Here is a 13831-nt window from a genome sequence, read left to right on the forward strand (position 1 = left end):
TCGTTCCAAGAGCCCAACCTACAAATTTTACATGCACCCTGTTATGAGCCTGTTAATCCATTCCCCAGATGCGAATGGTTCGATCCTGACTACTACTGACAACTATTTGCACATTAGAATTAATGGCAAGGGATACAATTGCACCGCGATGTCCGGTTAAGGTATGCAATAAAAGTCCTGTGGGTAAATGCCAAAATCGAATTATTTCATCCCAACTGCAACTGACTAAAGTTTGTCCATCTTGACTTATCGCTAACCCCTTGATCTCACCCCAATGTCCGGTTAGGGTATTTAATACTTCTCCTGTGGGAAGATGCCAGAGTTTAATCGTCTTATCCTGACTCCCACTGGCGAGAATTTCTCCATCAGGACTAATCGCGATCGCACTCACCCAATTGCTGTGTCCGGTGAGACTATACTGGAGGTGTTGCGCTTGCCAATTCCAGCCGTTCAGGGTATTATTATCCATACTGCTACTGATTAAGGTTTTACCATTGGGGGTAAAGGCTAGAGCGGTAATCGCCTCTGTATGTTCTGCGATCGCACCTATCTTTTCTCCAGCCTGAATATCCCACAGAGTAACCGTTCCATCCTGATTCCCACTGGCAAGAATCTTTCCCTCTGGATGCAGGGCAATGGTATATATCTTACTCCCTTGTCCCCTAAACGTAGCCATCAACCTGTCACTGGCTATTTGATTTTGTTGACAAACTCCGGCTAAATCCCACAGCTTAATCGTACTATCCCAACTGCCACTAATTAGCATGGGTTGATGGGGATGAAATGTAACCGCCGATACCGAACCCCGATGTCCTTTTAGAGTACAAAGAATCTTGCCTGTATGTAGCGATCGCACTTTAATAGTTTTATCCGTTGCACCACTTACCCACAACTGTTGATCCGGACTAATTGCTAATGCATACGCCGTAGAATGAGCAGTAGAATGGCGATAAAGACATTTCAGACACTGATAAGGATTATACTCACTTAGAAGCTGCGGCAATTGGGGATGATCAATTCCCTGGAGTTGCGAATAGGCGGTATAGCGCACTTGATAGTGATCATCTTTGAGCGCCTCTAATACTACAGAAATTCCCGCTTTACCATAATTCACACTCTCTTTTACCGCCGCCACACGCTGACTCACCAAAGCACTGTGTAAACGACGCCGAACACCTGCCAAACCGCCTAAAACCGCCGCATTAGATGGAAGTTGCAATTGACCCGTTCCTAATACAGCATCATTCTGTTTCGGCTGATGGGGATGAGATACCATTGACCATGATCCATATCTTACCCAATTATTGTATTACATACGTAGTATTTGGGGCGCGATCGCACCATTCGTTCGTAGTAAGCGCTTTAGCGCCTCCGGAATCCCTCATCCCCAGAAATGTTAACTGGATTCGGCGAGAAGTCCCTTTTGGAATTCATAAGGAACCGACTGGATTTCCAGGTTATATCCCTGTGCTTTTATGTCTCTGATTATAAGTTTTCATGAAGACCATCAAATTAACTTGCCACTCCCCTCTGTTGTTGGTTATAGTAAAGCCGATCTCTTAGACTTTTATTAAATTCAGCATCTTAACAGGGGGTATCTACTGGGCTATACCTATATCGAAGGCAAGACCGATGTCTCAATTTCCGCACCCTTCCTTGCCAAGTTCAGTAAAAGAACCTTGGTTAGCGGTTAACTTATCCCTATTTTTTCCTGGAATTGGTCAGCTTTATGCCGGAAAGATTATCAGAGGGCATAGTTTAATTATCACTCAAGTCGGGTTATATGCCTTAAGTGGATGGTTGATTTTAAGTCAAATCGGTAATATTTTTATCGGAGAACTTTTATTAATCACGGCTTTCGCGTTGAGTATTTGGGGAATCTTTGATGCTTATGACTGTGCTAAGACAGCCAACTCTCCAAGTTTTGAGAAACTTAGAACCAGTCAAAAAGATCCATGGCTAGCTGTCTTTCTCTCGCGCCTCGTTCCCGGTGCGGGTCATTTATATATTAATCGTCTGTGGTTTAGCGTTCTATTTTTTACTTTTTTTGTCATATCTCTGCTGGTTCAACTCGTGCCAATATTGCTCAAATCTTTAATTTTTTATCACGTTTATATCGCCTCAACTATTCGTCGTGAACGAAATCAGCTACCCATTTTAGGCATGGCGCTTGTATCTATTCTGTTTTCGCTGATAATTTCCCTGCAGATATTTTTTATTAAAACCCATATTGCTGATACTCATATCATTGTCACGAACGAGATGAAGCCAACGTTACAAAGAGGTGACCACGTTATTGTCGATAAACAAATCTACCGCTTTAAATCACCACAGCGGGGAGATATTGTACTATTTTCACCGCCGGAACCCTTGCAAGACAATCATTTTAGAGAGGCATTTATTCAGCGAATTATTGGTTTACCCGGAGAACGGGTAAAGATTCAAAATGGAAGGGTTTATATCAATTCTCAGCCTCTGGAAGAGAACTATCCTCAAAAACTTTCTCAATACTCCTTTATCCCTATTACCGTTCCTGCCAATTCTTATTTCGTCTTGGGGGATAACCGTAACCACAGCTATGATAGTGAAGATTGGGGTTTTCTTCCCCGACCAAATATTCTGGGAAAAGTGACCAAACGATTTTTCCCTCCTCAACGGATAGGGATAGTTAGCTCCTAATATTACTCGGATAAACTTTAATTTAATTTACTCTTCCCCAGCTCCCAGACGTAGCATGTCCCTCCAGCTATCCATAGCGCAATGGTACATCTGGAACATTGCTTTCTCTGCTTTCAGCTTAAATTGACGCCAATATAGGTCACAGGCATGTCAAAATTGTAGATTGCAGGTAGAGATGTTGCGCCCAATCGCACTGTTTCAGAAGCATCTTACTTGATAAATCTCGATAAGCGGCTTAAATGGGCAACTGCCTGGTTAGAAGAAAGGGAGGATCTACACGGATGTCAAATCACCAGGACTTAAATTTTATATTAACAGAAATGTTAGTAGAAATCGCTCAGTGCTTCAAAAAAATTATTCAGGTTGATCGAGTTCATATTTTTTTGTTAGACCGATATGATCCAGAACAATGCCTTGTTTTAAGTTTGAACGGTTCCCAACCCCTAGAGTTAAGAATTCCCAATGCGACTGGCATTGGTGGAATTGCCAATTTGAAGATTTTTTTAGAAAAACCCTTTGACGGCAAATTTCACTGTAAAGATAATGACCTAGACTTAATCCAATCTTTTGACTATATTGTTTATAATTTATTGTCTCTACCATTATATAATAAGCAAGATAATATTGTTGCCTTTGTCCAATTAATTAATAAACTAAAACCTGAGGCTAATCCCGATCATCCCTTAGACAAAAAGATTGACAATGAGGGATTTGATCAAGACGATGAAAAGCAGTTAAATCGGGCAATGTCGTGGATTCGCTCAACGGTTGATCGATGTCAGGCGCTTTATGCAGAAATCAAGAAACAAGATATTTTTATTAGCTTTATTAAAGCAATTCATACAATTAGTCAGGGCGGATTAAATTTTGATGCTACCCTTCAGATTATTATTCAAGAAGCCAATGAATTAATGAATGCCGATCGCAGTCGTTTATGGCTGATGGATCGGGAACGCCAGGAACTATGGACAAAGGTAGAAACTGAGGCGGGTAATCCTCACGAGGAGCGTCACCCCATGGGCGTCAGCTTTGTCGGTCAAGTAGCCAAGTCAGGAAAAGCCTTGAATATTCCCTTTGACCTCTATATCCGCCCCGGTGTTGATCGGATAAAAAAAAGGGATTGCCGTATTGGGTATCGTACCTGTAGTTTACTTTGTCTGCCCGTTGTGTCTCCCGATAACGAAGTATTGGGTGTACTGGAATTAATTAACAAAAAGAAACGGGGACGTTTTCCAGCCTATGACCCCGATACTTGGCCCATTCCGCCGGACATATTTAAGGCAAGTTTTAGTCAAGCGGATCAACAATTGATGGGAGCATTTGCCTTGCAAGTTGGGATCGCTTTGCAAAATTCGCGGCAATTCGCGTCGCTGAAGCAGCAGGAAGAAATTCAACGCCTTATTTTAAAGACTCTAGATAATGGAGTAATATATACAGATGCAAAGGGTCGAATTATTACTGTAAATGAAAAAGCCCATCAGCTCCTCAACAGCGGTGAGTTAGATGGGGTTGAAGGGAGTTGGATTGGCGACTTTATTCAGGTTAAAGAGAGCAACTTTGCCCATTTAGTCCAAGGGACTTTAACTGAACACCAAGACTATCACGCACCTCATACGGTTATCGCCAACGATCAGGAATACTCGATTGATTTATCGATTCGCTCGATTGCGGAGAACAACGGCTCGAATAATTTTTACGGACTTGTCGTCGTCCTCAAAGAAATCAATGGGACGAGTTCCCCCCAAGTACCAGCCTATCACCAAGTCAGCCAGGAACTAAGCCAGGAATTTCTAAAAAAACATGAGAGCCAGTTATTGGATCACCCCAATGTGGCGATTTTATGTGCCGATATTCAAGGTTATACCAACTTGATGGAAGACATGGAAGCTGAAACAGTTGTTTCCATGCTCAATCACTATTGTGAATTGATGGTGCAGGCTGTATTGAAGTATCAAGGTACTTTAAATCAATATATTGGTGATGCGCTAATTGCTGTGTTTGATACATCCTTACCAGTAAGCGATCGCGCTTGGTATGCAGTACAAGCAGCTCTAGACATGCGCCAACAGCTAACTGAGTTTAATCGTAGCCATTTGACGCCCAATCAGCCAATGCCTCACCTGGGTATTGGCATTCACGCCGACAGAGTCCATCTGAGTCAGAATAGTTCTCAACCCCCATTGTCGGGTGATATTGTTAACTTTACCTCATTACTCGAACAAGGGAGTCGCGATTATGGCAGTGACATTATTATTAGTGAAACTATTTATAAACACTGTCGCGATCGCGTCTGGGTGCGGGAACTTGATCGCCTCCCCGTCAAGAGTAAACCCCAATCCCTTGCTATCTATGAACTTCTCGGACTTCGTTCTCAGTCTCTTTCTAGTCAACAAGAACAGATTATTGACCATTATAAACAAGGGCGTCGCTATTACCTAAACCAGCAATTTGCCCTCGCGATCGGGGAATTTTCCCAGGTTTTGGCAATTGATGGCGGTGATAAGGCGGCGAGACTACATATTCAGCGCTGTTTGTATTGGCTAGACTCTCCACCACCTCCGGATTGGGATGGGGTTTGGACATTAAGTGTTGAGTTTTGATCCTTCGCTTCGCTCAAGGGAACCTGGTTTGTAGGGGCGGGTTTTACTACTATCATTTCCTTTGCACACTAGATGTAACTAAACCCGCCCCGATTGAGTTTTAAATTCGGTGATATTGCATATTTAGCCGAAGTCAGCACAATGGGAAGAAAGGCTGGAGGTGTAGTGCATGTCCGAAAAAACAAACCGACGCACATTTCTACTCACGGGTATGGCGGTAGCAGGAGGAATAGTGGGGAGTGCGGCGTGGAAACAAAATCAACCCTCGGCTTCCCAGCTGCAGTCAGGGTCAACCATCGCCATTTCAGTCTCTAGAACCACCACAATGCCGGAACGGATGTTAGGGAGTACGGGGGTTTCTGTACCTATTTTAGGCTTAGGAGGGGCAGGGAAAACACCCTTATCCAAGCCCAACCAGGAAGCGGATGCGTTGGCGATTATTCAACGGGCGTTAGAATTGGGGATTCGTTACTTCGATACAGCGGCGAGTTATGGACCGAGTGAAGACTATCTCGGTAAAATCTTACCAAACTATCGGCAGCAGGTCTTTCTCGCCAGTAAAACCGCCGCCCGCGATCGCGACGGGGCGTGGCGGGAGTTGGAGCGATCGCTTAAACGCTTGAATACCGATTATTTGGACTTGTGGCAATTGCACCACGTCTCGTTTCACGAAGAACTTGATACCATTTTTAGTTCAACTGGGGCGGCTCAAGCCATAGAAGAAGCCAAAGCCCAAAACTTGATTAAATACTGTGGGATTACCGGACACCACGAACCTGATGTGATTGCGGCTGGATTGCAGCGTTATCCCTTTGATACTACTCTAGTTTGTATAAATGCGGCGGATAAACACCACCCCCGTCCATTTATCCCCACGGTTTTACCCGTTGCTCGTCAGAACAAGGTGGGTGTGATTGCCATGAAAGTTCCCGCCTATGGGCGGTTGTTTAAATCTGGTGTCTTAGAGGGGATGCACCAGGCGCTAGGATATACCCTTTCTCAATCTGGGGTTCACTGTGCCGTGATTGCGGCGGAAGATGTGCCACAGTTAGAGTCAAATGTAGAGGTAGCTAGCCGTTTTCAGCCCTTGGATGAGATGGAATTAGCGGCGATTGAACAGCGCACAGCACAGGCTTGGGAAGATAATACATTTTTTAGGGCGTGGACTTAAGCCAACCGTCTTCTTGTTGTTGACGTAGCCATTCAGGGTCATTAGCCTTGGTGGTGTAGTTCCACATCATTTCCCTATCTTGCCAAACTCCAGCCGGGATGAGGATTTGCCCATTCTCTTCACGATAAGGAACGCTATAAAAATCAAAGACTTGCTTAATATTTCCTTGGTGTTCTGGGTTAGCAGCAGAATTGGAAACAACTAACTCATCTTGTGAGCGAATAACTGGGCGATAGGGAACATACTGATTACTCATGCAAGCGACTGTCAAGGTTAACAAAAAAATAAGGGAGAGCGACAAATTCAGAATTACTTTTCGCATGATTAGGGATCATCCCAGGTGAATTCAGCACTATCAAACTACTAATCTATTACACGTAACCCTCTTTTTGCCCTGACGACTGGAAGGAAGCTGTTGGTCTGACCTCTCCCTAACCCTCCCTTTTTCTCATTATAAACTGTCTGTTATTTTACAAATCATTAGATTGATTTGGGTTTATGAGTCGCTGAATAAGCTATTCTGAGTTTATAATCTTCTGGCTTGGCTAAGTCAGCCGCAAAGGGCAATAGTTCTGGGTGGAAAAGGTTTCATGGGTTAGTTTATTTGCACTCATAGGTAAAACTACCATGAAGAATCCAGTTGGGTGTCTTGGGTATGGGTGTAAGGAAATCTTACTCCGGTAAGCGGTTGCTATATCTGTAACGAATCCTCAAAGCAAAATATTCCGAAATCCCCGGAAAAACTTTTGTTGTCAGTTAAGTCGTTGCGATTAGAACCCGGTGCTTACGCCAAAACTGGAACAACAACACCCCGCCTGTAGTCATAGGTTTTTCCACCTAGTCAGCCGCAGGTGGGGTTATTTCCCTATCAACCTTTCCATACCTTTGCTATGATGTAATGCTTTCAGCTCATCGATGACTTGTACACAGATGTGTAGGAGTCTCTTTTCCCCGTGAATTTTTCTACACAGTCAACCCATTTGACGAAACAAGGCACATAATATACTCTTTAGCCAGACTGGATATGACTCAGCAATTTAATCACGCTCTTCTTCCTGAAGCCCCAATAAAACGCTGTCTCAAGGGAGATTGTCTGGTTTTTGGACAACTTCTGAGCCACTTGGAACATCAACGGACAATTGAAAGAATTGCCCGGAAAAATACCAGAGGTACGGCTGTTTCCTGGGAAGATGCTGCCCAAACTGCCCATGCTAAAGTGTTTCAAGCTGTCATGGCTGGAAAGTTCCACCAAGGGGATGTCCAAGACTTCTACCACTGGGCGGCAATGGTGGCTCGTTTTGCGATTATTGATTTGGTTCGTAAAGAGAAAAAACAACACTGTACCAGTTTAGATCAAACTATTCCCGGAACGGATTTGCCTTTGTTAGAAACGATACAGGATGAGTTGGATTTATTAGATACTGTAGAGCGTGCTGATTTAGTCAGCCGCGCCATTGATGCGATTTCAGTGCTGGATAAACGCCATCCGAATCGGGGTTATCAAAAACTCTGGTATGGTAAGGTACAGGGCAGAACCCAAGTGCAACTGGCGGCTGATTTGGGCGTAAAAACTCAAAGCGCTGTCTCAAAACGTTGGGGCGAATTATTAGAGCGCCTTGCTGAGGAGTTAGGATTGGTGCAATCGGCAACGATTCAAGCCGAAATCAAAGCGACAAGCCGTCAAAAGGTTCAGCGAGTGCGCTCAACTCAAGATTGGTAAGGATAGTAATTTGTCATTGGTGAGGGTTTGATACCAAGTTGCATTCAAAGATATAACTTTCTCTCCCCCTGCTTCCCCTGCCTCCCCTGCCTCCCCTGCTTTTCCTATCTACTATGTTTGAGCGCAACTCGGTATGAGGCGGGTTGAAACAATTATCAGCCGATGAGGTGTATCTACCTTAACTTAACTAAGGATTTGAAGTTTTGGTAAAATTGCTCGATTTATATACGCAGTTTGGTGTAATTTAGAGTAGGCTAGGTTTCAGGCTGTTTGCTTTCTCATTTGAGCAGAGTATCGTATTGTCTGGAGCTATAAGCTAATGCGTATAAATTATAGTGAATACAGGTTTTCTCAGGGTTCAAGATTAAACCAGCAACCCCCTCAACCTGGAGAAATTTGGCAGGTTAATCGCTCGGTGGATAGTCCTCTGGAGTTTTCTTGGCAGGAGAAACAGAATCTATTTCCTGATTCAGCACGACGGTTTCTGGCGGGAAATTCGCCACCGCGCTATGTGATGATTGTTAAGGAACCGGAATCTCCTGTCGCCGCCGAGGAGTGGCAAGTTGTTTCAGTTATGGTTCTTTCACTAAATACGGATTTTTTGAGTTCTGTTGATCTGCTGATTCCCGCTAATCTGTCTGGTGTTGGACAAGATTTGCTGGCTCAAACGTGGCATGTACTGCCAATGTTGAGGTGTAATTTGTCTCATCCTATTGGTAAACGGTTATCTAGAGAGGTTTATGATTTATTGCTGAATGTGGGAGATTACTATCATGGTTTAATTGATGAAGTACCATCGGCGTCAGAAATTGAGTTAGGCGGATTGAAGATAGGAAAGGGAGTCACGGAACAACAGCCAGAACTTCAGGCATTTCACCAACAAGAGGAAGCCTGGAGTGCTGTTTTAAATGTGCCCGTCGCGGCTTATAATGTTTATCTAAAGACGATGAACTTGACAGCAGCGATAGTCGAGGATGCTGTGCAAATTGAGCAAGAATTAATTGAATCGGGGGCAAGGTTATGGGTTCAATCTCAGCCGAATTTCTATCGAGAAAACTGGCGAACGTCCGGGGATGACAGGGCGGTTAAAAAGTAGGTAGAATTAGGCTTTGAAGCTAAGTATTGGACGAGCAATAAAACTGTAGGGGCACCATCCTTGCATCCGTGTTAACTTAAGCCACAACCCCCATCCCCCCTTTAAAAGGGGGATCTATAGCTGACTTTTCACGGGAAACCTAGAAACCTGTATCGGGGCGGGTTTAGTCACTTATGGATGCAACCGAAAAGATAGTAGTGAAACCCGCCCCTACACACATTGCACCACATACCGTGAAAACTAAGGATCTATAGGGGGACGCAAGGGGGATCTATAAGGGAAAATGGGGATAAAAAGGGGGGTTAGGGGATGAGGGTGAAAGCTCCCCCTATCTTGGTTTTTACCTTAAATTGACACATAAGAAGGCTTGCGCCCTGGGCAATGTCTGACGCGATCGCAAAACGCAAAATGCTAAAGTTTACTCAGTGATGGCAGGTTAATGAGAGTCTCTGATGGCAGTTAAAAAGACAGAACTGTATAGCTCGTTATGGGCGGGATGTGATGAATTGCGTGGGGGTATGGATGCCTCTCAGTATAAGGATTATGTCCTTACGTTGTTGTTTTTGAAGTATGTCTCGGATAAGTACGCGGGTGATCCGGATGGGATTATTATTGTTCCAGATGGGGCTTCTTTTCAGGATTTGGAGGCGCTGAAAGGAGATAAGGAAATTGGCGATAAGATTAATCAAATTATCGGTAATTTGGCAAAAGAAAATGACTTGGATGGGGTGATTAATGTTGCCGATTTTAATGATGAGGATAAACTCGGCAAGGTTAAGGAAATGGTTGATCGCCTCTCTAAGTTGGTGGGCATCTTTGCGGGCTTGAATTTGAGCGCCAATCGTGCCGAGGGGGATGATTTACTGGGGGATGCTTATGAGTATTTGATGCGCCATTTTGCTACGGAGTCGGGGAAGAGTAAGGGGCAGTTTTATACGCCGGCGGAGGTGTCGCGGGTGTTGGCGAAGGTGGTGGGAATTACGCCGGAAACTCGCCAGGATGCGACGGTATATGATCCTACCTGTGGTTCGGGTTCGCTGCTGTTGAAAGTGGCAGATGAAGCACCGAATGGGTTGACGATTTATGGGCAGGAAATGGATAACGCGACGGTGGCGTTGGCGCGGATGAATATGATTCTCCATGATTATCCGACTGCAGATATTTGGAAGGGGAATACACTGGCGTCGCCCTATTGGAAAAATTCGGATGGGAGTCTGAAAACTTTTGATTTTGCGGTGGCGAATCCGCCTTTTTCTTATAAGTCGTGGAGTCATGGCATCAATATTATTAAGGATGAGTTTAATCGGTTTGAGGATGGTGCGCCGCCGGATAAAAATGGGGATTATGCGTTTTTGCTGCATATTCTTAAATCGTTGAAACCTAGGGGGAAAGCGGCGGTGATTCTGCCCCATGGGGTATTGTTTCGCGGGAATGCCGAGGCGCGGATTCGCCAGAATTTGCTTACGAAAGGGTATATTAAGGGGATTATTGGTTTACCGCCAAACTTGTTTTATGGCACAGGGATTCCCGCTTGTATTCTGGTGATTGATAATGCTGACGCCGATAGCCGCCAGGGGGTGTTTATGGTGGATGCGAGTCAGGGGTTTATTAAGGATGGGAATAAGAATCGCCTCCGCAGTCAGGATATCCATAAGATTGTGGATGTTTTTACTCATCAAATGGAGTTGTCGGGTTATAGTCGCATGGTGGAGTTGACGGAAATTGCGGCGAATGACTATAACTTGAATATTCCCCGTTATATTGATGCTAGCGAACCAGAGGATATTCATGACTTGAGCGCTCATCTGAATGGGGGGATTCCCCAGGCGGATATTGATGCGTTAGAGGAGTATTGGCGGGTATTTCCCCAGGTGCGATGTGCTTTATTTGCGCCGAGTCACCGTCCGGGCTATAGTCAGGGTTTGGTGGCAGCGAGTCAGGTGGCGGCGACGATTCTGAATCATCCGGAATTTAAGGCGTTTGCGGATAGTACGTTGACACTTTATCAGGAGTGGCGACAGTATCATCAGGGGCGATTAAAGGGGATTGGGATTGGGGATAAACCGAAAGAAGTTATTAGGGTTTTATCAGAGGATTTGTTGGCGCGGTTTGCTGGGGCGGAGTTGTTGGATAAGTATGATATTTACCAGCTTTTGATGGATTACTGGGCGGAAACGATGCAGGATGATGTCTATGTGCTGGTGCAGGATGGCTGGGAAGTGGGGAAGGTGCTGCGGGAGTTGGTGGTGAAGAAGGGGGAGAAGCTGAGGGAAACGCCGGATTTGCTGATTGGGAAGAAGAAGTATAAGGCGGATTTGATACCCCCCGAATTGATTGTGGCGCGGTATTTTGCGGATAAGCAGGCGTATATTGATAAGTTACAGGCGGATTTGGATGGGGTGACGCAGGAGTTGGAGGGGTTAATTGAGGAGCATAGTGGGGAAGATGGGGCGTTGAGTGATGCTCAGACGGATGGGGGGAAGGTGACGAAGACGAAGGTGAAGCAATTAATCGTTGCTAATGGACAATTAACGATTGATGGTTCAGAGTTGTCTGTTGATGGGGAACAGTTATCGATTCTGGAGCGATGTCTGGAGTTGTTTGATTTAAAGGCGGAGATGAAGAGGGTGGTTAAGGAGGCTCAGGCGTCACTGGATAAGGCGGTGTTTGCTCAGTATGGGAAGTTAACCGAGGCGGAGATTAAAGGGTTGGTGGTAGATGATAAATGGCAGAAAACCCTAGAGGCGGCGATTTCAGGGGAAATTGAGCGGGTGACGCAACAGTTGGCGAATCGGGTGAAGACGTTGGAGGAGCGATATGCGGAACCGTTACCGCAGTTGGTGCAGGAGGTTGAGGTGTTATCGAGTAAGGTGGATGAGCATTTGAGGAGGATGGGGTTGGAGTGGAATTGATAATTGATAATTGATAATTGATAATTGATAATTAATAATTGATAATTTTATGAAGGGGTAGGGAGATGAGTTTGGTGATTGCCGAATGAGATTGTTAAAGCGAGTGGGTTGTCAGAGGATGAGTTTTTGGTAGAGGTGGTTTTGCTGCTCTTTCAACAGGATAAGGTTAGTTTTGGGAAAGGGGTAGAATTGCTCAATATGTCCCAGATTCGTTTTCAGCGTTTGATTGCGTAACGGGGTATTTGCATCCATTATGATGTGGCTGAATTGCAGGGAGGTATTGAGCATTTTAGGGCAAAAGGATGGCTGTGAATGAGTACTCATAAATTATCAAGTGATAATTATCAAGTGCCAGAAGGGTATAAAAAAACTGATGTTGGCGTGATTCCTGAAAATTGGGAGGTTTCATACTTATATGAAATAGCAAAGAAAGTTACTGATGGAGAACACGCAACACCAAAACGAACTACTGAAGGTTACTACCTATTATCTGCTAGAAATATTTTTAATGGATTTATCGATCTAACGGATGTAGACTTTGTTGGTGTATCTGAATATCAAAGAATTAGGAAAAGATGTAATCCTGAAGCTGGCGACGTGCTTATATCATGTTCAGGGACAATTGGCAGGGTCTCCGTATTACCTATTGGTATTGATTGTGTGATGGTTAGAAGTGCTGCACTTGTTAAACCTGATGTCAACAAAATCAAGAACTATTTTCTTCAATATATATTACTGCATAGAAATGGACAAGAGCAAATTGCAAAAAAAATAAATCAAGGCGCTCAAGCTAACTTATTTATCAATAATATTGAAACTTTAAAAATTCCTCTTCCACCACTTCCAGAACAAAGTGCGATCGCGCGAGCCCTATCCGACGCTGACACCCTCATAGCCGCACTGGATAAGCAGCTTGCCAAAAAGCGCCACATCAAAACCGCCACCATGCAGCAACTCCTCACGGGCAAGAAACGCCTGCCGGGGTTTGGTGAGGGGAAAGGGTATAAAAAAACTGATGTTGGGGTGATTCCTGAAGATTGGGAAATCCTGAAGCTTAGAGAGGTAATCAAGAGCTTTCAGAATGGTTATGCTTTTTCCGCTCAAGGTTATGTCTCCTCTGGTGTACCAATAATTACAATGGCACAAATTGGACTCGATGGCACATTTAAATTTTCTGATGAATGCGTTAATTTCTGGTCTGTTTATGACTTCAATAAACTACAGCAATATCACGTAGAAAATGGTGACGTAATTATATCAATGACTGATGTTACCCCTGAAAAAAATTTAATTGGTCGTATGACTATTGTTAGATCTAATATAACCGCATTACTAAATCAGCGTGTAGGTCTACTCAGAGTTGATATAAACAAAGTGAATTCTGTTTTTTTAACAGCTTTATCTAATCAAAGAAGATGGCGAGAATACTCTAGAGCAATTGCATCTCTTGGTGTGCAAGCAAATATCGGAACTAAAGATATCAAGGAAGGAAAATTAATTCTGCCTCCGATACGGGAGCAAAATGCCATCGCGCAAGTTCTCACCGACATAGACACCGAAATCGCCGCCCTAGAAAAACGCCGCGCCAAAACCCAAGCCATCAAACAAGGCATGATGCAAGAACTATTAACTGGGAGAACGCGCCTCGTCTGA

At 44.2% G+C, this 13831-nt stretch carries 9 protein-coding genes and 1 pseudogene; 8 read left to right on the forward strand and 2 right to left on the reverse strand.

Annotated elements, in window-relative coordinates:
* Window positions 1–52 precede the first annotated feature (52 nt).
* Window positions 53–1276: a WD40 repeat domain-containing protein gene (locus ACLGGO_RS00240; protein WP_446417843.1), complete on the reverse strand. Its 1224-nt coding sequence runs from the start codon at window positions 1274–1276 to the stop codon at window positions 53–55.
* A 356-nt stretch (window positions 1277–1632) separates the two neighbouring features.
* Between ACLGGO_RS00240 and lepB the strand changes: the two genes are divergently transcribed.
* The 3 genes from lepB (at window position 1633) to ACLGGO_RS00255 (ending at window position 6450) form a co-directional block, all read left to right on the forward strand.
* Entirely contained in the window at window positions 1633–2679 is a 1047-nt protein-coding gene (gene lepB, locus ACLGGO_RS00245) for a signal peptidase I (RefSeq protein ID WP_446417844.1), read from the forward strand.
* Window positions 2680–2960: 281 nt separating this feature from the next.
* Window positions 2961–5279: a GAF domain-containing protein gene (locus tag ACLGGO_RS00250; protein WP_446417845.1), complete on the forward strand. Its 2319-nt coding sequence runs from the start codon at window positions 2961–2963 to the stop codon at window positions 5277–5279.
* 169 nt (window positions 5280–5448) lie between these two features.
* On the forward strand, window positions 5449–6450 hold the full coding sequence (locus ACLGGO_RS00255) for an aldo/keto reductase (protein WP_446417846.1): 1002 nt from the start codon (window positions 5449–5451) through the stop codon (window positions 6448–6450).
* On the opposite strand, the gene ACLGGO_RS00260 is transcribed toward ACLGGO_RS00255, so the two are convergent.
* Complete coding sequence (locus ACLGGO_RS00260; protein WP_446417847.1) at window positions 6434–6772, reverse strand: hypothetical protein; 339 nt, start codon at window positions 6770–6772, stop codon at window positions 6434–6436. The two genes, ACLGGO_RS00255 and ACLGGO_RS00260, sit on opposite strands and share 17 nt — an antisense overlap.
* A 702-nt stretch (window positions 6773–7474) precedes the next feature.
* On the opposite strand from ACLGGO_RS00260, the gene ACLGGO_RS00265 reads away from it, so the two are divergent.
* The 5 genes and pseudogenes from ACLGGO_RS00265 to ACLGGO_RS00285 all read left to right on the forward strand — a co-directional run bounded on the left by ACLGGO_RS00265 (window position 7475) and on the right by ACLGGO_RS00285 (window position 13831).
* Window positions 7475–8170: a sigma-70 family RNA polymerase sigma factor gene (locus ACLGGO_RS00265; RefSeq protein WP_446417848.1), complete on the forward strand. Its 696-nt coding sequence runs from the start codon at window positions 7475–7477 to the stop codon at window positions 8168–8170.
* Window positions 8171–8489: 319 nt separating this feature from the next.
* Entirely contained in the window at window positions 8490–9266 is a 777-nt protein-coding gene (locus ACLGGO_RS00270) for a hypothetical protein (RefSeq protein WP_446417849.1), read from the forward strand.
* Between the two features lie 452 nt (window positions 9267–9718).
* Window positions 9719–12178: a type I restriction-modification system subunit M gene (locus ACLGGO_RS00275; protein ID WP_446417850.1), complete on the forward strand. Its 2460-nt coding sequence runs from the start codon at window positions 9719–9721 to the stop codon at window positions 12176–12178.
* Window positions 12179–12243: 65 nt separating this feature from the next.
* A pseudogene (locus ACLGGO_RS00280) lies at window positions 12244–12490 on the forward strand (UPF0175 family protein).
* Window positions 12491–13831, forward strand: a complete 1341-nt coding sequence (locus ACLGGO_RS00285; protein ID WP_446417851.1) for a restriction endonuclease subunit S — start codon at window positions 12491–12493, stop codon at window positions 13829–13831.

It is taken from the genome of Coleofasciculus sp., assembly GCF_046565525.1.
Classification (GTDB): domain Bacteria; phylum Cyanobacteriota; class Cyanobacteriia; order Cyanobacteriales; family Coleofasciculaceae; genus Coleofasciculus.